19 protein-coding genes are annotated in these 21,712 nt (G+C 49.6%); 15 read left to right on the top strand and 4 right to left on the bottom strand.

All coding sequences use genetic code 11. The features are described from left to right. Nucleotides 1–81 precede the first annotated feature (81 nt). The 10 genes from uppS to HF324_RS32395 all read left to right on the top strand — a co-directional run bounded on the left by uppS (nucleotide 82) and on the right by HF324_RS32395 (nucleotide 9,868). Nucleotides 82–843 (top strand): undecaprenyl pyrophosphate synthase, encoded by a 762-nt coding sequence (uppS, locus tag HF324_RS32440; protein WP_078669975.1) that lies wholly within the window; start codon nucleotides 82–84, stop codon nucleotides 841–843. Continuing rightward, the gene (locus HF324_RS32435) at nucleotides 824–3,571 is read left to right on the top strand and encodes a BamA/OMP85 family outer membrane protein (RefSeq protein ID WP_168807918.1); all 2,748 of its coding nucleotides are present in this window, start codon (nucleotides 824–826) and stop codon (nucleotides 3,569–3,571) included. The genes uppS and HF324_RS32435 overlap by 20 nt, the downstream gene beginning before the upstream one ends. Nucleotides 3,572–3,637: 66 nt before the next feature. Continuing rightward, the gene (locus HF324_RS32430; protein WP_078669977.1) at nucleotides 3,638–4,153 is read left to right on the top strand and encodes an OmpH/Skp family outer membrane protein; all 516 of its coding nucleotides are present in this window, start codon (nucleotides 3,638–3,640) and stop codon (nucleotides 4,151–4,153) included. Nucleotides 4,154–4,213: 60 nt separating this feature from the next. Continuing rightward, complete coding sequence (locus HF324_RS32425; RefSeq protein ID WP_168807916.1) at nucleotides 4,214–4,723, top strand: OmpH/Skp family outer membrane protein; 510 nt, start codon at nucleotides 4,214–4,216, stop codon at nucleotides 4,721–4,723. Between the two features lie 187 nt (nucleotides 4,724–4,910). After that, nucleotides 4,911–5,066, top strand: coding sequence for a 50S ribosomal protein L34 (gene rpmH / locus HF324_RS32420; protein ID WP_012788729.1), 156 nt, complete (start codon nucleotides 4,911–4,913; stop codon nucleotides 5,064–5,066). A 12-nt stretch (nucleotides 5,067–5,078) separates the two neighbouring features. Next, nucleotides 5,079–5,477 (top strand): ribonuclease P protein component, encoded by a 399-nt coding sequence (locus HF324_RS32415; protein ID WP_309475683.1) that lies wholly within the window; start codon nucleotides 5,079–5,081, stop codon nucleotides 5,475–5,477. Between the two features lie 90 nt (nucleotides 5,478–5,567). Next, nucleotides 5,568–5,789, top strand: coding sequence for a membrane protein insertion efficiency factor YidD (yidD, locus tag HF324_RS32410; RefSeq protein ID WP_168807914.1), 222 nt, complete (start codon nucleotides 5,568–5,570; stop codon nucleotides 5,787–5,789). A 56-nt stretch (nucleotides 5,790–5,845) separates the two neighbouring features. Then, on the top strand, nucleotides 5,846–7,522 hold the full coding sequence (locus tag HF324_RS32405; RefSeq protein ID WP_168807912.1) for a S41 family peptidase: 1,677 nt from the start codon (nucleotides 5,846–5,848) through the stop codon (nucleotides 7,520–7,522). 146 nt (nucleotides 7,523–7,668) lie between these two features. Continuing rightward, complete coding sequence (locus HF324_RS32400) at nucleotides 7,669–9,051, top strand: Gfo/Idh/MocA family protein (RefSeq protein WP_168807910.1); 1,383 nt, start codon at nucleotides 7,669–7,671, stop codon at nucleotides 9,049–9,051. Nucleotides 9,052–9,073: 22 nt separating this feature from the next. Continuing rightward, on the top strand, nucleotides 9,074–9,868 hold the full coding sequence (locus HF324_RS32395; protein WP_168861659.1) for a 3-keto-disaccharide hydrolase: 795 nt from the start codon (nucleotides 9,074–9,076) through the stop codon (nucleotides 9,866–9,868). Nucleotides 9,869–10,012: 144 nt separating this feature from the next. Here HF324_RS32395 and HF324_RS32390 read toward each other — a convergent pair whose 3' ends face one another. Continuing rightward, nucleotides 10,013–10,618 (bottom strand): superoxide dismutase, encoded by a 606-nt coding sequence (locus tag HF324_RS32390; protein ID WP_168807907.1) that lies wholly within the window; start codon nucleotides 10,616–10,618, stop codon nucleotides 10,013–10,015. A 238-nt stretch (nucleotides 10,619–10,856) separates the two neighbouring features. Here HF324_RS32390 and HF324_RS32385 point away from each other — a divergent pair, with 238 nt between their 5' ends. The 3 genes from HF324_RS32385 to HF324_RS32375 all read left to right on the top strand — a co-directional run bounded on the left by HF324_RS32385 (nucleotide 10,857) and on the right by HF324_RS32375 (nucleotide 13,190). Beyond that, nucleotides 10,857–11,561: a LuxR C-terminal-related transcriptional regulator gene (locus tag HF324_RS32385; RefSeq protein WP_168807906.1), complete on the top strand. Its 705-nt coding sequence runs from the start codon at nucleotides 10,857–10,859 to the stop codon at nucleotides 11,559–11,561. A 296-nt stretch (nucleotides 11,562–11,857) separates the two neighbouring features. Next, nucleotides 11,858–12,067, top strand: coding sequence for a hypothetical protein (locus HF324_RS32380; RefSeq protein WP_078669986.1), 210 nt, complete (start codon nucleotides 11,858–11,860; stop codon nucleotides 12,065–12,067). 196 nt (nucleotides 12,068–12,263) lie between these two features. After that, on the top strand, nucleotides 12,264–13,190 hold the full coding sequence (locus HF324_RS32375) for an SPFH domain-containing protein (RefSeq protein ID WP_168807905.1): 927 nt from the start codon (nucleotides 12,264–12,266) through the stop codon (nucleotides 13,188–13,190). A gap of 97 nt (nucleotides 13,191–13,287) precedes the next feature. Here HF324_RS32375 and HF324_RS32370 read toward each other — a convergent pair whose 3' ends face one another. Genes HF324_RS32370 through ligA form a run of 3 tightly spaced genes read right to left on the bottom strand, consistent with a single transcriptional unit; the run spans nucleotide 13,288 to nucleotide 16,536 of the window. Next, nucleotides 13,288–13,959 carry an acetyltransferase gene (locus HF324_RS32370; RefSeq protein ID WP_168861658.1) on the bottom strand — a complete coding sequence of 224 codons (672 nt, stop codon included), beginning with the start codon at nucleotides 13,957–13,959 and terminating at the stop codon, nucleotides 13,288–13,290. A 27-nt stretch (nucleotides 13,960–13,986) separates the two neighbouring features. After that, nucleotides 13,987–14,427 (bottom strand): nucleoside deaminase, encoded by a 441-nt coding sequence (locus tag HF324_RS32365; protein WP_168807903.1) that lies wholly within the window; start codon nucleotides 14,425–14,427, stop codon nucleotides 13,987–13,989. Between the two features lie 3 nt (nucleotides 14,428–14,430). Then, nucleotides 14,431–16,536, bottom strand: coding sequence for an NAD-dependent DNA ligase LigA (gene ligA, locus HF324_RS32360; RefSeq protein WP_168807902.1), 2,106 nt, complete (start codon nucleotides 16,534–16,536; stop codon nucleotides 14,431–14,433). Nucleotides 16,537–16,704: 168 nt separating this feature from the next. Here ligA and HF324_RS32355 point away from each other — a divergent pair, with 168 nt between their 5' ends. Further along, nucleotides 16,705–17,424 carry an NUDIX hydrolase gene (locus HF324_RS32355; RefSeq protein ID WP_168807901.1) on the top strand — a complete coding sequence of 240 codons (720 nt, stop codon included), beginning with the start codon at nucleotides 16,705–16,707 and terminating at the stop codon, nucleotides 17,422–17,424. Nucleotides 17,425–18,201: 777 nt separating this feature from the next. Further along, the gene (locus HF324_RS32350; RefSeq protein ID WP_168861657.1) at nucleotides 18,202–21,597 is read left to right on the top strand and encodes a methylmalonyl-CoA mutase family protein; all 3,396 of its coding nucleotides are present in this window, start codon (nucleotides 18,202–18,204) and stop codon (nucleotides 21,595–21,597) included. Nucleotides 21,598–21,712: the final 115 nt, after the last annotated feature.

Below are 21,712 nucleotides of genomic sequence, written 5' to 3'. Positions count from 1 at the left end.
AAAAAAGTCATTGCTCTATTTTTGTATCTTTGCACACTTTTAGTGAATCTGTATAAACTGATATAATACGCCTGACACAAAATGAGCTTGAAGGATAAATTAGACTTACAACGGTTACCCCGCCACATCGCCATTATCATGGACGGTAACGGCCGTTGGGCTAAGGAGCGTGGACAAGACAGGCTGTATGGGCATCACGAAGGCGTGGAAAGTGTGCGCAATATCGTTGAAACCTGTGCAGAACTTGGAATAGGCTACCTGACCCTGTATGCTTTCTCAACTGAAAACTGGGACCGCCCCGTTTACGAGGTGAACGGCATAATGGAATTGCTGGTGAATACTATCCGGAAGGAAGTAGGTACCTTATCCAAAAACAATATCAGGCTGAGTGTCATCGGTGACATGAGCATGCTGCCCCCCCAGGCCCAACAGGAAATGGAAGAGGCTATTGCGCTGACCAGCCACAATACCGGCCTCAATCTTATCATGGCCCTCAGCTACAGTGCCCGTTGGGAAATCGTGAATGCTGCCCAGAAAATCGCTCTGGATGTGAAAAAGGGAACCCTCGACCCGGCTTCCGTAACACCGGAGGTATGGGAAAAATATCTCTGTACCGCAGGACTGCCCGACCCGGAATTAATGATCCGCACCAGTGGTGAATGCCGGATCAGCAATTTCCTGCTATATCAACTGGCTTATGCAGAACTGTATTTTACAGATACCCGCTGGCCGGACTTCCGCAATGAACATCTTTACCAAGCCATCTTAAATTATCAAACCAGAGAACGGCGCTTTGGCAAAACAAGCGAACAAATTCAGCAGAATGAAGAAATTATTTCCTAAGGGCCTTCTGGCTATAGCATTATGTTGCAGTGCAGGCATACGTGTATCCGCTCAACAGAAAGATACCGTGCCTCCCGCGCAGCCTCCCGCTAATCTGCCGGCAATTATGGCTAATCCGCAACAGTATGAAATTGCCGATATCACCGTTGCTGGGACCCAATACCTGGATAAAGCATTACTGCTGTCTCTCTCCGGCCTCAGTGTAGGCGATAAGGTGGTATACCCCGGCGGAGACCAGTTCACCAAAGCTATCCAAAGCCTCTGGTCCCAGCGTCTCTTCGCTGACGTTACCATCTACGTCACCAAAATCGAAGATGGCAAAATCTGGCTGGAAATCGGCCTGACGGAAATGCCCCGTATGAACAGCTTTCAGTTCAAAGGCATCAAAAAAACAGAAGCTGACGACATCGCTACCAAAGCCGGCCTCCGTAAAGGCACCGTGGTAACCCCGGCCCTTAAACAAAACGTGATCGGCGTAGTACATAAATTTTATGCTGACAAAGGCTTTGGCAACGCCACCGTAAGGATCGAGGAAAGAAAAGACAGCGGCCAGGTAAACTCCATGGGCCTCGTCTTCCTGGTGAATAAAGGCAACAAGGTACGTATCGACAATATCAACTTTGTTGGCAACTACAACATCCCCGATTCCAAACTCAAAAAGAGAATGAAGGGCACCAAGGAGCGCACCCGCTTCACCCTTCACCCTGATACCAGGCAGGTGTATGTGGACTCCCTGGCACAGCCGGACGACTTCTGGAAAACCTACGGGTTCCTCCAGCCCACCCGCGCACTGGATAAGCTGGACCCCTACTTCCGCTTCAAACTGTTCAGCTCTGCCAAATTCAACGAAACGAAGTATATCGAAGATAAAAGCAAAGTGGTGAGCTACTATAACTCCAAAGGTTACAGGGACGCGCTCATCCTCAAAGACACCACCTATAAGTCCAACGCCAGCAACCTGAATATCGACCTGGCCGTTTCTGAAGGTAAAAAATACTACTTCGGCGACATCACCTGGAAAGGCAACACCCGCTACTCCGACTCCGTGCTGACCCGTATCCTGGGGATCAAAAAAGGAGACGTGTATAACCTCGAACTGCTGGAAAAAAGACTGGGTAAACAAATGTCCCAGGAAGGCGGCGACATCACCGGTTACTACATGGACTATGGTTACCTCTTCTTCCAGATCGATCCCGTGGAAATCGGCATCCGTGGCGATACCATCGATTATGAGATCCGCTTGCGCGAAGGCCCGCAGGCCACCATTAAAGAGGTACGCATCGCCGGCAACGAAAAAACCAATGAACACGTTATCCGCCGCGAGCTGCGTACCATCCCCGGGGAAAAGTTCAGCCGCGCTGACCTGATCCGCTCCAACCGTGAAATTGCCAACCTCGGCTTCTTCAACCCGGAAAAGATCGGTATGAACCCCGTGCCCAATGTGGCCGATGGTACCGTGGACATCGACTATACCGTAGAGGAAAAAGCCAATGACCAGCTGGAACTGTCTGCCGGCTGGGGCGGTTACATCGGTCTGACCGGTACACTGGGCGTTACGTTCAACAACTTCTCCCTGCGTAATATCTTCCGTAAGGAAACATGGGACCCGCTGCCCAGCGGCGATGGCCAGAAGCTCTCTGTCCGCGTGTCTTCCAACGGTAAAGCATACCGCTCTTACAACTTCTCCTTTACAGAACCCTGGCTGGGCGGTAAAAAACGTAACCAGTTCTCCGTTAGCTTCTACAGCAGCTACCAGAACCCATACGCTTACAGCAACTACTACGCGAACATCTATAACCAGAACGCCACTACTACCGATGGCCACTTTAAGGTAATGGGTGCTTCCGTATCGCTCGGTAAGCAGCTGAAATGGCCGGACGACTTCTTCACGCTGATCTACTCTGTCAACTACCAGCAGTATAAGCTGAAGAACTACAACTACTTCGGTATCGCCGGTTTTGACAACGGTACTTCCAACAACCTTAACCTGAAGTTCACCCTGGCACGTTCTTCTGTAGACCAGCAGATCTTCCCGCGCAGTGGTTCCAACTTCATGCTGTCTGCCCAGTATACGCCGCCGTATTCTGTGTTCAACCCGAACAAAGACTATACGAAAGAGCCTATCTCCAAACAGTTTAATTTTATCGAGTACCAGAAATACCGCTTCAACGCAGAATGGTATGTGCCGTTGAGCCGCCCGATGGGTAGCGATAACAAGACTTTCGTGTTGAAAGTGGCTGCCAAGTTCGGGTATATCTCCCGGTACAACAACCGTACAACGCTGTCTCCTTTCGGCCGCTTTGAGCTGGGGGGCGACGGTTTGAGCAACTTCGCGATCTATGACCGTGATATCATCTCCCAGAGAGGTTATCCGGTGTATTATACCTCCGATCCGAGTATAAACCCGGAAAGCGGTCAACCGATAGATTACCGTGGATTCACCGTATTCAACAAATATGTGATGGAGCTGCGTTATCCGTTCAGCCTGAACCCCAGTTCCACCATTTTCGGTCTGGCGTTCATCGAGGCGGCCAACGGTTACCGCGACATGCAGGATTACAATCCTTTCCGCCTGCGTCGCTCTGCTGGTATAGGTATGCGCTTCTATCTGCCGATGTTTGGTCTGCTTGGATTTGATTATGGTATAGGATTTGACCGTATCAAGTCCGGCGGTGGCCTGAAGGATGCGGCTAAGTTTACCTTCATGCTCGGCTTTGAACCAGAATAATTGTGAAATAAATTTATATATTGCAAAGATTAACCGGTGTTCCGGAAGCCAAAAATCTATAGTAGCATGAAGAAAATATTTATTACAGCGGCCTTAGTGGTGGCCATGGCAGGTGCAGCCAATGCACAGCGCTATTGTGTGATAGATACCAAATATATCCTGGAGAGCATCCCTGAATACAAGGACTCCCAGAAAAAACTGGATGCAGTGGCGGAACAATGGCAGAAAGAAATTGACGCCAAGTTCCAGGAAGTGGATAAAATGTACAAGTCTTACCAGGCGGAGCAGGTAATGCTCACGGAAGAGCTGAAACGCAAGCGGGAAGACGAGATCGTTGCCAAAGAGAAGGAAGCCAAGGACCTGCAGAAAAAACGTTTCGGATATGAAGGGGACCTGTTTAAAAAGCGGGAGGAGCTGGTAAAGCCGATCCAGGACAAGATCTACAATGCTGTTCAGAAGCTTTCTGCCAGCAGAATGTACGATTTCGTGCTGGACAAGGCCGGCGGCACCACCGTTATTTTCTCAGATCCTAAACTGGATAAAAGCGAGGAAATATTGAAATCGCTGGGCGTAAAGAAATAATCACTTGTACCTATTTTTTAACTAATAAGTATTAAAATTTTTTTAAACACAGACAACATCATGAAGAAGTTCGTAATTATTGCTTTCGTGGCAGTTACCGGTTTGTTCAGCGTGAATGCAATGGCCCAGTCCAAAGTAGCACATATCAATGCGCAAGCGCTCGTAGGTAGCATGCCTGAAGCCAAAAAAGCAGAGACTGATCTCCAGACTTATGCACAAAGCCTGGAAGCTGAGGGCAAAACAATGGTGGACGAGTACACTAAAAAAGTAAAAGAATTCGACGAGAAAGCGGCCAGCATGACTGACAATATGAAAGAAATCAAAGGCCGTGAAATCCAGGACGCGCAGAAACGCATCCAGGACTATCGCGAAAGAGCTGAATCCCAGGTACAGCAGAAACAACAGGAGCTGCTGAAACCGATCTACGATAAAGCCCGCAAAGCTATCGAAGACGTTGCCAAAGAAAAAGGTTACGGCTATGTGATCGACAGCTCTGCCGGTCTGCTGCTGGTGTCTCCTTCTGCTGACGACCTGCTGCCGGCTGTAAAAGCTAAACTCGGTATCAAATAATTAACTTCGTTAATATAAGAGATGGAATACGGCGGATGCTGTATTCCATTTTTTATTCCGGAAGCAGGTATTTTGCGATTTATTTTACTTTTTGAATTATTTCTGCTACCTTTGCCTTCCGTTTTAAAAATAGCGTCTCCGAAAGGGGAATCTTTTAGTATAGTACAGGTAAAAACATAAAAAAGAAATGAAACGTACTTTTCAACCGCATAACAGACGCAGAAAGAGCGTTCACGGCTTCAGAAAGAGAATGGAAACTGCCAACGGCCGTAAGGTACTGGCTTCCCGCAGAGCTAAAGGTCGTAAGAAGCTGACTGTTTCTGACGAGCGTAAGCTGAAATAATCCAGTAGCTAAATACTATTTGCCATAAAAACTAATTCTTTTACAAAAGAGGAGAGGTTAAAGAGCAGAAAACTTATTGAAACGCTTTTTCGTGAAGGAAAAGCGTTTTCTGTTTTCCCGTTCCGTGTCGTTTACCTGCCCGTAAAGGAGCTGCCGGTAAACAAATACCCGGTGCAGGTAGGTTTTAGTGCCTCCTCCCGGCGTTTTCCCCATGCGGTAGACCGTAACCGCATTAAAAGGCTTTCCCGTGAAGCCTGGCGCCTCCAGAAGCAGGGTTTGTATGATCACCTGCGCGCCGAATCCCGCCAACTCGCCGTTTTCCTCGTCTACACGGATAAAAAAATAGCGGATTTTTCTACCCTTCACCACAAAATTTCGGTAATTTTAGAGAAATTGAAGAATAGCTACTAGCCTGTTGCTGTTAGCTTTTAGGGAATGCTGGGAAAGTTGTTTTACTAAAAGCGGACACCCCGGCGGGCTATGGCCTAAAAGCGATGCTATATGAAGCGCTGGTTAAGTTACCCGTTTATTTTCCTGATTAAAGTATATCAGTGGCTGATCTCTCCGCTGCTCGGCGCCAAATGCCGCTATACGCCCACCTGTTCCCAGTATGGACTGGAAGCGTTCCGGAAACACGGCGTTTTTAAAGGAGGCTATCTGACGATAAAGCGTATCTTGTCGTGCCACCCCTGGGGTGGGCACGGTTACGATCCGGTTCCCTGACAGCGCCGCTTCCACCCGCCAACGATCATCATCATTCATCTTATACCCTCATTTGCATGCGTGCATTCTTGAATAAAAGGAAAAAGTTGCTGGCAGCCCTGCTGTTGCTGGTCACCGCCGGTGGCCTTTTCGCCTATAACGAAAGCGACCGCTACTTCCAGATCGCCAAAAACCTCGATATCTTCGCCGCCTTTTATCGGGAGCTGAATACCTACTATGTAGACGACCTGCCCCCGGAGAAAGTGATGCACCGGGGCATAGAGGCCATCCTCGAAGAAACGGACCCTTTCACCGATTTTGTGACCGAAGAGAACCTGGACGACCTGAAGTTCATGGCCACAGGCAAATACGGCGGGGTAGGAGCCTCTATCAACAAAAACGGGGAATGGACCTCCATCACCGACGTGTATGAAGGCAGCCCGATGGACAAAGCCGGAGTCAAACCGGGAGACATCATCGTTACCATGGACGGAAAATCCGTGAAAGATACCCCCCAGGAAGAAATCAGCAAACTGTTGAAAGGCGCCCCCGGCACCCCCCTGGATATCCTCTTCCGGAACCCGGTAAGCGGTAAGGAAACCCCTAAAAAGATCATCCGCGAGGAGATCAATGTAAAGCCTGTCAGCTACTCCGGCCTGGTAGGCAAAGACGTGGCCTATATCCGGATGACACAGTTCACCGAAAACAGCGGCGCCATGGTGCGCAATGCCTTTCAGCAGCTGAAACAGGCCAATCCCGGCCTCAAAGGCGTGATACTGGACCTGCGCGGCAACCCCGGTGGCCTGCTGGATGAGGCAGTCGTGGTGTCCAACATATTCGTGGAAAAAAATAAACTCATCGTCAGCACCAAAGGCAAAGTGAAAAACTGGGACCGCAATTACGAAACTTCGGAGGCGCCGCTGGATACCCATATTCCGTTGGCAGTACTGACTAACCACTCCTCCGCTTCTGCCGCAGAAATCGTGGCAGGGGCCGTACAGGACCTCGACAGGGGCCTGGTGATCGGTCAGCGCTCCTATGGCAAGGGACTGGTGCAAACCACCCGCCAGCTGCCTTATAATACCAAACTGAAAGTCACCACCGCTAAATACTATACGCCCAGCGGCCGCTGTATACAGGCGATCGACTACTCCCACCGCGCCGATGACGGCAGCGTGGACTATGTGCCGGACTCCCTTAAAAAAACCTTCCGCACCGTGAACGGGCGTACGGTAAAAGACGGCGGCGGTATCGAACCGGATACCCTCGTACCACCCACCTATATCAGCCAGGTGTCTGCCACCCTGCTGCGTAAACAGTTTATCTTCGACTACGCCACCAGCTATTACTACAGTCACCCTAAGATAGCGCCTGCAGCAGATTTCGCACTGACAGACGAAGAATTCTCTGATTTTGAACGTTATCTCGACAACAAGGACTACAGCTATAAAACCCGCAGCGAAGACGCGCTGGAGAATTTCAAGAACACCGCAAGGCGGGAGAAGTACTACGACGCCGTGTCTAAGGAGCTGGAACAACTGGAGCAGAAGATGAAACATGATAAGAAGCAGGACCTGCTGAAAAATAAAACAGAGATCAAACGCCTGCTGGAAGAGGAAATCACCAACCGCTATTATTCACAGCAGGGCCGCATCGCCAAATCGCTGGCATGGGACCGGGAGGTAAATACCGCAGCAGCCATGCTTCGCGACCCTGTCGTATACAAACAGGCGCTTACCACCAGCCGCAAGTAGATTCAAACCCGCCCGATATAACTGTAAAGCCTGCTTCCCTTGTCCGGAGCAGGCTTTCGTATTGCTAAAATTATGATTTCCCATTTATTGTTTTTATTTTAACAAACGCATTCATCAATTTCTTCCATTAAAGTAAAAAGATATACATGCCAGTAAATTCCAACGAAAGCTCACGCCGGCATTTTATCAGCAAATTTGCAAAAGGTGTGGTGGGGGCCTCTTTATTGCCTAGCATCATTACAGCAGCTGACAGAAAACGGAACGTTGAATCACTCTCACGACTAAACGAAAAGTACAGTGCCAATGACCAGATCCAGGTGGCATTGATCGGCGCCGGAGGTATGGGCACCGCAGATGCCAACACCGCGATCACCGTACCCGGTGTGAAGCTGGTGGCTGCCTGCGACCTGTATGACGGCCGCCTGGCAGACGCCAAAAAGAAATGGGGTAATGATATTTTCACTACCCGCAACTACAATGAAATCCTTGACCGTAAAGATATTGACGCGGTCATCATTGCAGTGCCGGACTTCTGGCATAAGGATATTTCCGTGGCAGCGATGAACAAAGGCAAATCTGTTTATTGCGAAAAGCCGATGGTACATGACGTCAGCGAAGGCCCTGCCGTAGTAGACGCACAGAAAAGAAACGGCAAAGTGGTGTACCAGGTAGGCAGCCAGGGCATGAGCTCACTGGGCAATGAAAAAGCCCGTCAGCTGCTGAAAGACGGCGCTATCGGTAAACTGAACTATGCAGAAGGTTTCTGGGCGCGTATGTCGCCAACAGGCGCCTGGCAGTACCCGATCCCGGCAGATGCTTCCACTAAAACGGTAGACTGGGACGCTTACCTCAAGAATGCACCCAAACGTGCTTTTGACCCGCTGCGCTTTTTCCGCTGGCGTAACTATAAAGACTATGGCACCGGCGTTTCCGGCGACCTGTTCGTGCACCTGTTCTCCAGCCTTCACCTGGTAACCGGTTCTATCGGTCCCAATAAAGTAATGGCTACCGGTGGCCTGCGTTACTGGAAAGACGGCCGTGAAGTGCCGGATATCATGCTGGGCATGTTCGATTACCCGGAAACGGCCATCCATCCGGCGTTTAACCTGTCGCTCCGCGTGAACTTCGTAGATGGTACCGGTGGTACCAACTACCTGCGTATGGTGGGCAGCGAAGGCTCCATGACCGTAGAATGGGATCGTGTAACGTTGTATCGCAACAGAGTGGCGGTAGACGAGAATGATCCGCTGGCCGCCGCCAACGCCGCTGCTGACGCTGCCAAATCGTATACCTATCACCGTGCGGAAATGCTGTCGCCGGACAAGATGATCTACGAAGCCGACAAAGGCTATAAAGGCGCGCATTTTGATCACTTCTACAACCTGTTCAATGCCATGCGTACCGGTGGCAAAGTAGCGGAAGATCCGTTGTTCGGCTTCCGTGCAGCTGCACCGGCGTTACTGTGTAACGAAAGTTATTTCAACAATAAGATCATTCAGTGGGACCCACAGAACCTGAAAGTTGTATAATAATCCATAAAACGTGAACCATATGAAAAAGTTTTTAGTACCTGCCCTGTCCGTGATGGCCGTCACTGTGATGTCGTGCGGCGGAGGCGCTACCAAAGAAGCGAAAGATTCAACAGTTGTAACGGATTCGGTGACCACTACTGCCCCGGCAGCTCCGGCAGTAGATACCACGGCGATTACCGCGCTCAGCGACGCGGACAAAGCAGCCGGCTGGCAGTTGCTGTTCAACGGCACCAGCAAAGACGGCTGGCGCGGTTTCAAAAATAAGCCCACAGAACCATGGGTGGTGGAAAACGGTGTCCTGCACTGCCTGGGCAGCACTACCGATAAAAGTGATAAACGCGGCGACCTCATCACCGACAAAGAATACGAGAACTTTGAACTGACGGCCGACTGGAAGCTGGCGCCGAAAGGTAACAGCGGCATCCTGTACATGGTGACCGAAGAATTTGACGCACCCTACCTGAGCGGACCGGAGTATCAGATCATTGATGACAATAACTTCCCGGAGAAACTGGAAGACTGGCAGAAAACCGGCGCTAACTACGCGATGAATCCTCCGCTGGTAGCTGCATCCAATCCCATCGGACAGTGGAATACCACCCGGATCGTTGTTAACAAAGGACATGTGGAGCACTGGCTGAACGGTCAGAAAACAGCTGAATATGACCTTGGTTCAGAAGAATGGAAGAAACACAAAGCCGAAGGCAAATGGAAAGATGCCAAAGGCTACGGTATGTCTAAAAAAGGCCACATTGCGTTGCAGGACCATGGCAGCGAAATCTGGTTCAAGAATATCAAGATCAAGGAGATTTAGGGATTTTTTGATTTACGAATTTTTTGATTTCGTAGACCGATAAAAAAACAGACCGAAGCGAGTGATTTCGCTTCGGTCTGTTTTTTTATTCGCTCTTCTGATCCACGAAATCAAAAAATTCGTAAATCAAAAAATCCCCAAATATCAGAGCGCTGCTTCGTATCTTTTATTGATAGCGTTCCAGTCAACCACGTTCCAGAATGCGTTCAGGTATTCCGGGCGACGGTTTTGGTATTTCAGGTAGTAAGCGTGTTCCCACACGTCTACGCCCAGGATGGGGGTGCCTTTTACTTCAGCAACGTCCATCAGCGGGTTGTCCTGGTTAGGCGTGGAAGTTACCTCCAGTTTGCCGTCTTTTACGATCAGCCATGCCCAGCCGGAACCGAAGCGGGTAGCGCCGGCAGTGTTGAATTTCTCTTTGAAAGCGTCGAAAGAACCGAAAGTGCTGTTGATCGCTTCTGCCAGTTTACCGGTAGGCTGACCACCTGCGTTAGGAGCGAGGCTGGTCCAGAAGAAGCTGTGGTTCCAGTGGCCACCGCCGTTGTTTCTTACTGCAGGGCTGATTTTTCCAGCATTTGCCACCAGTTCTTCCAGTGATTTGTTCTCGTTTTCAGTGCCGGCAATCGCTTTGTTCAGATTGTCAACATATGCCTGATGATGCTTACCATGGTGAATTTCCATTGTCAATTTATCAATATGCGGCTCTAACGCGTCTGTTGCGTAGGGTAAGCTCGGGAGTGTAAATGCCATAACTCGTGTTTTTATTGGGTTTAAAAATATTATTTACTGATAGTCGCCAAATTTACTGCCAATCCGTTAAAAATCAATTTCATTTTTCAATTACTAAATTAGGCCCCGTCCGATGCTATGTCATATGGAAAATTATTTTATATTTACATATACTCGGTTTAACAGGACGTAACATCAGACATGTTTTTTCGTATGTGCCTGACAGTTGTTTACCTATTGTTTGTTTAAAACGTATAGTATGCATACAGGCTCGGACTTAGGGCAAAACCTTTCCCTCACTGCCTTACAGAAGGAAAATGAGCAGTTAAAAGATCGTCATCTGTGGTTGGAGAGCATTGTAAACAGTGTACCGGCCATGCTTTATTGTTATGATAATAACAACAAAACCATCACCTGGTGCAACCATTACCTGGCAGCGGCTTTTGGCTATACGCCTGCGGAGATGACCGGCCTCGGCATGGACTTTTTCAGGCACATCATGCATCCTGATGATTTTAAAATGGCGGTGGTGGCCCAGCAATCATTCATAGACAATAAAAGCCATTTCGGCGGGGTGGCCCGTATACGCAGGAAAGGCGATACAGACTACCGCTGGCTGCTGGGCATGGAAGTGCCCTTTACCTGGGATACGCAGGGGAAAGTGAAAGAGATCATCTGCGCTTTCCTCGACCTCACCAATGCCATTGATACCAACGCCCAGCTGACGGTAGCGCTCAGTGAAATACTGCGGCGGCAGAATGAAAACCTGCTGAATAAACTTACCCCCCGTGAAAAAGATGTGCTGGGACTGGCAGTACAGGGGCTCAATAACAAGGAGATTGCCAACTCTTTAAACCTAAGCCGTTATACGGTTGAAACGCACCGTAAGAATATCCGGCTGAAGCTGAAAGTCCGCAATACGACGGAACTGGTGGCCATCGCCCGGAAGATAGGTTTTCAGTAAGTAACGATTGGTTAAAATAATATCAGTTTTTTGCGATTTTGCATCGGTTTTTTTGCACCCTCAAAATGAGCATCCAGGTATGAAAAACATATTAATAAATTGTATATTGTTGATTGTCAACTATTGTAACTGCAAAAACTGCGAAAAAAATTTTGCTAAACCCTGCTAAATTTTCATAAAAATACCCAAGGTTGGGTATTTGCTTGCTTTCGTATCTCCACTAATTTAGTGTATTAAAAAGAAGTATGTTTTTTAAACATCCGGACATGATTATTGGCTGAAATACCCCTATCACTATGATAACCGAGGAAAGAGCATTTGATATCTTACAACTGGAACAAACTGCCACAGCAGAAGAAATCGTCGAGCGCTATGAGGACCTGAAAGATCAGTACAGGAAAATCAAGGACGAAACGGAGGATCTGCGGACCCGGCTGGCCTACCAGCTGAAACAAATTGAACTGGACGATGTGTTCATCTACTTCAGGAGAAAACAAAGGATCTAATTAACTCAGCTTTTTATAATATTCATTCATTGTCTTTTTAAGCTCAGTTTTTCATCCATTGTTTGTCTTCATACAAACACCCTCAAAATGTAACCTGCTTTCAGCTTGCCGGTATTCCTTTGTCCATCCTGTACATTGCGTTTTATTTGATTATATTTAGGGCCTTAAACCCGACCCTAAACCAAAAACACGCATTATGAATGTATTTCTGATGATCCTGGGAGTGCTGGCGCTGATAGTGATCTTATCCTCTTTTGTAACTGTGCAGCAGGGGAATGTAGCGGTTACTACTATCTTCGGCAAGTATAACCGGATGTTGTTCCCCGGACTGAACTGGAAAATACCCCTGATTGAAAAAGTATTCAAGAAAATTTCTATTCAGAACAGATCTGTCGAGCTGGAGTTTCAGGCCATTACTGTAGACCAGGCCAACGTTTATTTTAAAGCAATGCTGCTGTACTCCGTGTGGAACCAGGAAGAAGAAACCCTGAAAAACGTAGCGTTTAAGTTCATGGACGAGAGAAGTTTCATGCAGGCGCTGGTACGTACCATCGAAGGTTCCATCCGTGGTTTTGTGGCCACTAAAAGACAGGCGGAAGTGCTGGGCCTTCGTAAAGACATTACCGAGCACGTAAAAGAGCAGATCGACAAAACGCTGGAAGAGTGGGGCTTTCACCTGCTGGACCTGCAGATGAACGACATTACTTTTGATGAAGTGATCATGAAGTCGATGGCGCAGGTAGTGGCATCCAACAACCTGAAAGCTGCTGCTGAGAACGAAGGCCAGGCGCTGCTGATCACCAAAACAAAAGCTGCCGAGGCCGATGGTAACGCCATTAAAATTGCTGCGGAAGCAGAACGCCAGGCAGCACAGCTGCGCGGTATGGGCGTGGCCCTGTTCCGCGAGGAAGTGGCCAAAGGTATGACCACTGCCGCCAAAGAGATGCAGCAGGCCAATCTCGATACCTCCGTGATCCTTTTCTCCATGTGGACGGAAGCGATCAAAAACTTTGCAGAGAACTCGAAAGGCAACGTTATCTTCCTCGATGGTTCTTCCGAAGGCATGGACCAGACCATGAAACAGATGATGGCGATGAATAAGCTGATGCAGAACCAGAAATAATTACGAATTACGAATTACGAATTGAGGGCTTCATGATAGAGCGGTTACTAAATAACCTTTCCATCAGGAAGCCCTCAATTCGTAATTCATAATTGCTTTAAAGGTATTTGTCTCCCGGTTGCCTGTCTCTTATTTTTCTGGCAGGTGTGCCATACCACACACTTCGGGGACTGACATCACTGAGTACAACAGCCCCGGCTCCCACTACACATTGTTCGCCTATATTAATTCTGTGTTTAATAACAGCGCCTATACCGATCGCTGTATTTGCCCCAATATTTACATTGCCGCCTGTTGTCACACCTGGCGCAATGCTGGTAAAATCCATTATCTGGTTATCATGGTCTATACTGGAGGCTGTATTGACGATGCAGAAGTTGCCAATCGTTGTATTCGTGTTAATGACAACATTAGCGCATAGGACATTGCCTTCTCCGATAATCGCCCGGGGGGATACTACACTGGAAGGGTGGCAGGCATTGACAAATTTAAACCCCGGGGCCACTGCTTTTATTCTTGACACCATATTAGCCCGGTCAGTGTTGTCTCCGATGGCAACAATGCCACCATAGATGTCATATGTCGCTGTTAGCGTGGGTATATCGTTTTCGTGACCAAGCACGGTAAGATGGTCTATACATGGAGTGTTTTTAGGTTTAAAACTGTCAATAAAACCCACGATATTGTATTCCTGCATCAATTGCAGGATCTCCATTACTACAAATCCATGGCCCGATGTGCCGACAATAACTATGTTTTTTCGTTGCATAGTAAGTTTTTCAATAAAATAATATGGTTAGCGTCTTTGCTCGAAAAAGGTTTTCATGAGTTGCAGGCTTTCTTCTTCACAGGGACCTGCTTCCAGCTTTGTTTTCGGATGGAAGGGCGACCGTTCGCCGGTGGCCCGCCGGTAGCTGTTTTTATCGTCTGCCGCGGCGTAAACGATGCGGCCTATTTTGCTCCAGTACAAAGCGCCGGCGCACATCAGGCACGGCTCTACGGTAACATACAGCGTGGCCTCCATCAGGTATTTGCTGCCCAGCGTGTTAAACGCCGCGGTGAGCGCGATCATTTCCGCATGGGCGGTGCAGTCGTTCAGCCGCTCCACCTGGTTGTGACCACGGCCGATTACCTGGTTGTTCAGCACCACCACGGCGCCGATGGGCACTTCTCCGTCTTCAAAAGCTTTGTGCGCCTCTTTCAGCGCCTGCTTCATATAATAAGTATCGTCAATCATAATCTATTTAATCATCTCCAGGAACTCATCTTCCGTGATAATCCTGATGGTGTTGATTTTCTTCGCTTTTTCCAGTTTGCTGCCGGCCTCTTCGCCTACCACGAGATAGTTGAGTTTACTGCTCACGCCGCTCATGATTTTACCGCCCTGTTGCTCCACCATTTCTTCTGCTTCGCTGCGCTTCAGCTTGTGCAGGGTACCTGTGAAGAGGAAGGTCTGGTCAGCGAGGTTGCCGCCGGTATGGCGTTCACTCTTGGTGTTGGTCATATTGATGCCCAGCGACGCCAGCTTTTCCAGCATATGGATGTTATCGTCGTTGGTGAAGAAGACGCGGATAGAACCCGCAACTTTAGGGCCGATATCTTCCAGCGCCAGTATTTGTTCTTCTGTCCAGTGGCGCAGGTCCATGATGTTGGTGACGGCATTGGCCAGTGTTTTGGCGGTGGTTTCGCCGACATAACGGATACCGAGGCCGAAGATGAGGCGGTGCAGGGGTTGTGTTTTGGACTGTTCGATCGCTGTTTGCAGGTTGCTGAGCGATTTTTTGCCAAAGCCTTCCATAGCGCCTATTTTTTCGAAGTCCAGCTCATAGATGCCGGGGATGTCTTTCATGAGGCCCTGCGCATAGAACTTGCGGACATTGCTTTCGCCGAAGCTTTTAATGTCCATGGCATCTTTGCTCACGAAGTGGATCATCCGTTCCACGACCTGTGCTTCACAGTTGATGTTGGTACAGCGCCAAACGCTTTCTCCTTCGGGTTTCACGAGTTGGTCGCTGCAAACGGGGCACTGTGTGGGGAATACGATATCCTTTTCTTCGCCGGTACGGAGGTCGGCCACGGACTTAACAATATAGGGGATCACGTCGCCGGCTCTTTCTACCAGTACCATGTCGCCCAGCTTCAGGTCTTTTTCCCGGATCACGTCTTCATTGAACAGGGAGATGGAGGATACCGTTACGCCGCCAATGTGGACAGGATCTATTTTAGCGACCGGCGTGATGGAGCCGGTACGGCCTACCTGGAATTCCACGGCGCGCAGGCGGCTGGTGGCCTGGCGGGCTTTGAACTTATAGGCGATGGCCCAGCGGGGGTGGTGGGTGGTCATACCCAGTTTGTCCTGCAGGGCATAATCATTTACCTTGATCACCATGCCGTCGATTTCGTACGGCAGGTTGTCACGTTCTGTTTCAAACTGAAGGCAGTAGTCGATCACGGCTTGTACGCCTTTGACGACTTTTTTCTCTTTGGCAGGGCTGCGGAAACCGAGGGTTGACAGCAGGTCAAGGGTGCCACTGTGTGTTTTGATGGCATCCGGTTCTTCCCGGCCGGCTTCCATGGAATGAAAGCTCATGTGATAAAGGAAGGCTTCCAGTCCGCGTTTGGCCACTTCGTTGGGATCTACCATGCGCAGCGAGCCGGAGGCGGCGTTGCGGGGATTGGCCAGCGGTGGCAGGTTTTCAGCGACACGTTTGTCATTGAACGCCTTGAAAGTGTTTTTATTGATCAGCACTTCCCCCCGTATTTCTATCTGGTGGATACCATATTGGGAGAAGCTGGCAGACAGCGGAATAGAACGTATCTGGCGGATATTGGTGGTGATGTCTTCACCGGCGATGCCATCGCCGCGGGTAGCGCCTCTGGAGAGCCGGTCGTTCTCATAAATGAGGGAGATGCTGGCGCCGTCGAATTTAGGCTCGATGCAGTATTCTATTTCCTGCAGTCCGCTGGCCTCCCGGGCTTTGCGGTCCCAGTCAATGAGGTCGTCGGCGTTGTAGGAGTTTTCGAGGCTCAGCATCGGCACCAGGTGCTGTACGGTCACAAATTCTTTGGTGAGGCCTTTGGCCACACGCTGGGTGGGGGAGTCGGGACTGATGAGGTCCGGGCGTTCCTGTTCCAGTTTTTTGAGCCAGGCAAAGAGCTGGTCATATTCGTAGTCGCTGAGCACAGGATCGCTCTGTACATAGTAACGCCAGTCATTGTAAGAGATGACGCGGCGCAATGCCTCCAGGGTTTCGTCAATGGAATGCAGCAACGTTTGTTGCTGCTGATGCTTCAGCAGGTCTTTGGCCAGCTGTGCCAGGGTTATTTCTATTTCCTTTGTGTACATATTGCTTGATACTGAGCTGTAAAAATAAACTTATCTTTCCGCTTCACTAAAACAAAGCAAAAAAATCCGGCCTTTTTTGCTTTTAATGTCCCTTTTTTTTCTTTCATTTGGATTATGAATACCTTACCGCGAGGTTTAAGACGATAACTGTAATTCCACGTATTTTTTATGATGTCCATGTACACCAAAAACATCAATACTCACCTTGTTGAGATTAAGAGTTATTTCAAAGTTGCCATATCGGTAGATTGTGTCATTTTCGGATTTAATGGGAATGAACTGAAAGTACTGCTGATTGAGTCCGACCTGAAAGAATACAAAGGAAAATGGTCGCTGCTGGGAGACATCGTGCGGCCGGACGAAGAGCTGGACGAAGCGGCCTACCGGGTATTGAAGGCGCGTACCGGGCTGGATGATCTGTATATGGAGCAGGTGCAGACGTTCGGAGCGATCAACCGCCATCCTGCCGGCCGTGTGATCACCGTAGCCTATTATTCGCTGGTGAACATCGAACATGTGGAACTGAAAAAACACAATAACGACCTGCACTGGCACTCTGTCAAAGACCTGCAGAACATGGCTTTCGACCATAAGCAGATACTGGATACCTGTCATGAACGACTGAAGCAGCAGGTGATGGTACAGCCCATCGGTTTTAACCTGCTTCCTAAAAAGTTCTCCCTGCGCGAACTGCAGAACCTCTACGAGGCTATCCTGGACGTGGAACTGGACCGCCGTAATTTCAGAAAGAAATTCCTTTCCATGGACCTGCTGATGGACCTCAATGAAGAGGAAGAAGACGTGCCACACCGCCCGGCCAAGCTCTACAAGTTTAACTTCGATAAATACGACCAGCGTAAAAAACGATACCTCGGCATCGGATTTTGATATTGGGCTCTTTTGGTATTTGGTTATTTAGCAGGCTTTTACGGGATTTATACTCCAAAACACAGTAACGAAATACCCCCATAATCAAATAATACTTTTTTAGCCCTCAGGGCTCTCTCCGCTTAAATTCCTGTTAATATAGATGTTGATGAAATCCTTTGCCATGAAGGATTAGACGTGCTATGCCCGGTGGCGCGGACATTTGAACTTATTTTCCGTAAAAAGGGAAAAAAAGTTTGTTTTTAACAAAAATTTAAGTAAGATTGTGTAAAATATACACACCCTGCGCAACGGCTATTGGCAGGGGTGTGATGAAAACCAGAATTTAGATCGTATTTGCACGTTTTGCCATTGAGTCGGGGTTTAGAAATTTTCCATTTATCAAGTATGCCAGAAAGAAATCAATAAAGTATTTATCAATAGTTTGATTTTATAGTTCCACGTTATGAAACAAGAAGGCCGCTAAGCACTTTTGTGAGTGTCTTATTTTCCACGCTTTCCCTTGTGCAGTCATTTGTACAGGGGAAAGTTGTTTTTAGGGAAAAACTAACCCTTCCCGGCTATGCTTAAATAATTTGCAACAGGATTCTTTTTCCGTTTGATCTCTTCTAAACCCCTGTTAGTCCTGTATTTCAGGCAGTTTTTCCGTAACTTGCATTGCTCGCAAAGCAGGTAAGAAAGCAAAGACACAAAGATTGTTGTATAAGATTTTATTGTGTTGTGTTCTTTGCGCTCCCCGTTCTCTTGTTTGCTTTGCGTGAAAAAAAAGAATCTCATATGTCATATACACCACAACATAAGGTCCGTATCGTAACCGCAGCAGCACTGTTCGACGGGCATGACGCCGCTATCAATATCATGCGGCGTATCATGCAGGCCAAAGGCGCCGAAGTGATCCACCTGGGACATAACCGTTCCGCTGCAGAGATAGTAGACTGTGCGGTCCAGGAAGATGCACAGGGAATAGCCGTTACCTCCTACCAGGGCGGGCACGTGGAATTTTTTAAATACATGTATGACCTGCTGCAGGAGAAAGGCTGCGGGCATATTAAGATCTTCGGCGGCGGTGGCGGTACCATCCTCCCTGCGGAAATCGAGGAACTGCACGCCTACGGCATAGCCCGGCTCTATTCTCCGGACGATGGCCGCCAGATGGGCCTTGAAGGCATGATCGAAGACCTCATCCGCCAGTGCGATACGGCTGTCACCCCGCTGAGCAGCGGTGGCAGTGTGGAAGACATCCCGCAGCTGAAGAAGAGTAAAAACCCGAAAATCATCGCCCGCGCGATCAGCCTCGCGGAAAACGACATGCCGGTAGCGCTGCTGAGCGGCGTTAAAACACGCAAAGCAGTGACAGTAGACGCAGACGCTGGCGCCCATATCACCAGCACACCGGACGGCACCTCGCCGGTACTGGGTATTACCGGCACCGGCGGCGCGGGGAAAAGCAGCGTGACGGACGAACTGGTACGCCGCTACCTCACGCATTTTTCCGATAAAACAGTGGCCGTTATCTCGGTAGACCCCTCCAAGAAAAAGACGGGCGGCGCCCTGCTGGGAGACCGTATCCGGATGAACGCCATCCACCACCCCAGGGCTTACATGCGCTCCCTCGCTACCCGCGAAAGCGATAAAGCCATCAGCGAACATATCCAGGAAGCGATCGATATCTGCAAACTGGCAGGCTTCGATTTCATCATCCTCGAAACATCCGGTATCGGCCAGAGCGATACCGCCATCACTGATTACTGCGACGTGTCCCTCTATGTGATGACACCTGAATACGGCGCTGCCTCCCAGCTGGAGAAAATCAACATGCTGGACTACGCCGATGTGATCGCCATCAACAAGTTCGATAAAGCCGGCGCCCTCGACGCCCTGCACGATGTGCGCAAACAATATAAACGCAACCATACCCTGTGGACGGCGAAAGATGAAGAGCTGCCGGTAGTAGGCTCCATCGCCTCCCAGTTCAACGACGCAGGCATCAACCTCCTCTTTGAAAAAGTGATGGAAAAAGTAGTGGAGAAAACCGGCGCCCCCTTCGGCCCGATGGCCCACGAAAGCCTGAAGTCCACCACCACCAAATCCCAGATCATTCCCCCGGCAAGGGTGCGTTACCTGGCGGAGATCGGCGAAGCCATCGCCGACTACAGCAAATGGGTGGACGAGCAATGTAAGATCGCCACACAGCTCTACCAGATAGCAGGCGTTATCGGCATTGATGCTTCCAAAGCGCCAATGCTGGCCGATATTCAGGCCAAACTCACGGAAGCGCTGCACCCGGAATGCAAAAAGCTGGTAGACGAATGGCCGGCATTGCTGAAAAAATATGCTGCCGATAACTACGAATTCCAGGTAAGGGACAAAGTGATCAAATTACCCTTGTTCACCGAAAGCCTCAGCCATAGCCGTATTCCGAAGGTTAGTCTGCCTAAGTACAACGACTGGGGCGACATCCTGCGGTGGCAGCTCACCGAAAACCTGCCGGGAGAGTTCCCTTATGCTGCCGGCGTGTTCCCGCTCAAACGCGAAGGGGAAGATCCTACCCGTATGTTTGCCGGTGAAGGCGGCCCGGAAAGAACCAATAAACGGTTCCACTACGTATCGCTCGATCAGCCGGCAAAGCGCCTGTCTACCGCGTTCGACAGCGTGACGCTCTACGGGGAAGACCCGGCTGTGCGTCCCGACATCTACGGGAAAATCGGTAACTCCGGCGTCAGCATCGCCACGGTAGATGACGCCAAAAAGCTGTACAGCGGCTTCGATCTCTGCGATCCGAAAACATCGGTGTCCATGACCATCAATGGCCCGGCGCCGATCCTGCTGGCTTTCTTCATGAATGCTGCCATCGATCAGCAGTGCGAAAAATACATCCGCGAAAACGGGCTGACAGAACAGGTGCAGGCCACGATCCGTGAGAAATTCAAAGACCATCCGCTGCCGCACTACAACGGCGACCTGCCGGCGGGTAACGACGGCCTCGGCCTCAACCTCCTCGGCATCTCAGGTGAAGAAGTGCTGCCCCGCGAAGTGTATGAAAAAATCCGCACCCACGCCCTCAGCACCGTACGCGGTACCGTGCAGGCCGACATCCTGAAAGAAGACCAGGCGCAAAATACCTGTATCTTCTCTACCGAATTCGCCCTGAAGCTCATGGGCGACGTGCAGCAATATTTCATTACACAGAAAGTCCGCAACTTCTATTCGGTCAGCATTTCAGGTTACCACATCGCCGAAGCCGGTGCTAATCCCATCACGCAGCTGGCCTTCACACTGGCCAACGGCTTCACCTATGTGGAATACTACCTGAGCCGCGGCATGCATATCGATGACTTTGCGCCTAACCTGTCCTTCTTCTTCAGTAACGGCATGGACCCCGAATATGCGGTAATAGGCCGCGTGGCACGCCGTATCTGGGCCAAGGCCATCAAATACAAGTACAAAGGCAACGACCGCTCCCAGAAGCTGAAATACCATATCCAGACTTCCGGCAGAAGCCTCCACGCGCAGGAGATCGACTTCAACGATATCCGCACCACGCTGCAGGCGTTGTATGCCATCTATGACAATTGCAACTCCCTCCATACCAACGCCTACGATGAAGCCATCACCACGCCCACAGAAGAAAGCGTGAGAAGGGCCATGGCCATACAGCTCATCATCAACCGCGAACTGGGTACCGCCAAAAACGAAAACCCGGTACAGGGCTCTTTCTTCATCGAAGAACTGACCGACCTCGTGGAAGAAGCCGTGCTGGCTGAATTTGAACGTATCACCGAACGCGGTGGCGTACTCGGCGCAATGGAAAGGATGTACCAGCGGAATAAAATCCAGGAAGAAAGCCTTTACTACGAATCGCTGAAACATACCGGCGAATACCCGATCGTAGGAGTGAACACCTTCCTGAACAAAAATGGTTCTCCTACCATCATCCCTGCAGAAGTGATCCGCTCCACCACAGAAGAGAAAGACTTCCAGATTAAAACGCTGGAGGCCTTCCATCACCGCCATCAGCATAAAAGCGCCGCTGCACTGAAACAGCTGCAGCAGGTGGCCGTCAACAACGGCAACCTTTTCGCTGAACTGATGGAAACGGTGAAACACTGCTCCCTTGGCGAAATCACGCACGCCTTGTATGAAGTGGGTGGCCAGTATCGCCGCAACATGTAACGGTGATGGCCATGATTTTTACTGATTCGCCTGATGTGCGGAGATAAAAAAAGATAATCATTGACTTGCTATATGGGCTGGCTTTTAGGGCCGGCCCTTTTTTATATCCGCCCTG

It is taken from the genome of Chitinophaga oryzae (assembly GCF_012516375.2).
Classification (GTDB): Bacteria; Bacteroidota; Bacteroidia; order Chitinophagales; family Chitinophagaceae; genus Chitinophaga; species Chitinophaga oryzae.
This window is presented reverse-complemented; position numbering and strand designations above follow the sequence as displayed.

What these genes read in the sequence shown, in the direction of transcription:
- HF324_RS32380 (WP_078669986.1), top strand. Translation starts at nt 11,858, where the DNA reads ATGATAACCGAGGAAAGAGCATTTGATATCTTACAACTGGAACAAACT.
- HF324_RS32365 (WP_168807903.1), bottom strand. Translation starts at nt 14,427, where the DNA reads ATGATTGACGATACTTATTATATGAAGCAGGCGCTGAAAGAGGCGCAC.
- HF324_RS32400 (WP_168807910.1), top strand. Translation starts at nt 7,669, where the DNA reads ATGCCAGTAAATTCCAACGAAAGCTCACGCCGGCATTTTATCAGCAAA.
- HF324_RS32385 (WP_168807906.1), top strand. Translation starts at nt 10,857, where the DNA reads ATGCATACAGGCTCGGACTTAGGGCAAAACCTTTCCCTCACTGCCTTA.
- rpmH (WP_012788729.1), top strand. Translation starts at nt 4,911, where the DNA reads ATGAAACGTACTTTTCAACCGCATAACAGACGCAGAAAGAGCGTTCAC.
- ligA (WP_168807902.1), bottom strand. Translation starts at nt 16,536, where the DNA reads ATGTACACAAAGGAAATAGAAATAACCCTGGCACAGCTGGCCAAAGAC.
- HF324_RS32405 (WP_168807912.1), top strand. Translation starts at nt 5,846, where the DNA reads ATGCGTGCATTCTTGAATAAAAGGAAAAAGTTGCTGGCAGCCCTGCTG.
- HF324_RS32395 (WP_168861659.1), top strand. Translation starts at nt 9,074, where the DNA reads ATGAAAAAGTTTTTAGTACCTGCCCTGTCCGTGATGGCCGTCACTGTG.
- HF324_RS32355 (WP_168807901.1), top strand. Translation starts at nt 16,705, where the DNA reads ATGATGTCCATGTACACCAAAAACATCAATACTCACCTTGTTGAGATT.
- HF324_RS32390 (WP_168807907.1), bottom strand. Translation starts at nt 10,618, where the DNA reads ATGGCATTTACACTCCCGAGCTTACCCTACGCAACAGACGCGTTAGAG.
- yidD (WP_168807914.1), top strand. Translation starts at nt 5,568, where the DNA reads ATGAAGCGCTGGTTAAGTTACCCGTTTATTTTCCTGATTAAAGTATAT.
- HF324_RS32435 (WP_168807918.1), top strand. Translation starts at nt 824, where the DNA reads ATGAAGAAATTATTTCCTAAGGGCCTTCTGGCTATAGCATTATGTTGC.
- uppS (WP_078669975.1), top strand. Translation starts at nt 82, where the DNA reads ATGAGCTTGAAGGATAAATTAGACTTACAACGGTTACCCCGCCACATC.
- HF324_RS32430 (WP_078669977.1), top strand. Translation starts at nt 3,638, where the DNA reads ATGAAGAAAATATTTATTACAGCGGCCTTAGTGGTGGCCATGGCAGGT.
- HF324_RS32370 (WP_168861658.1), bottom strand. Translation starts at nt 13,959, where the DNA reads ATGCAACGAAAAAACATAGTTATTGTCGGCACATCGGGCCATGGATTT.
- HF324_RS32375 (WP_168807905.1), top strand. Translation starts at nt 12,264, where the DNA reads ATGAATGTATTTCTGATGATCCTGGGAGTGCTGGCGCTGATAGTGATC.
- HF324_RS32425 (WP_168807916.1), top strand. Translation starts at nt 4,214, where the DNA reads ATGAAGAAGTTCGTAATTATTGCTTTCGTGGCAGTTACCGGTTTGTTC.
- HF324_RS32350 (WP_168861657.1), top strand. Translation starts at nt 18,202, where the DNA reads ATGTCATATACACCACAACATAAGGTCCGTATCGTAACCGCAGCAGCA.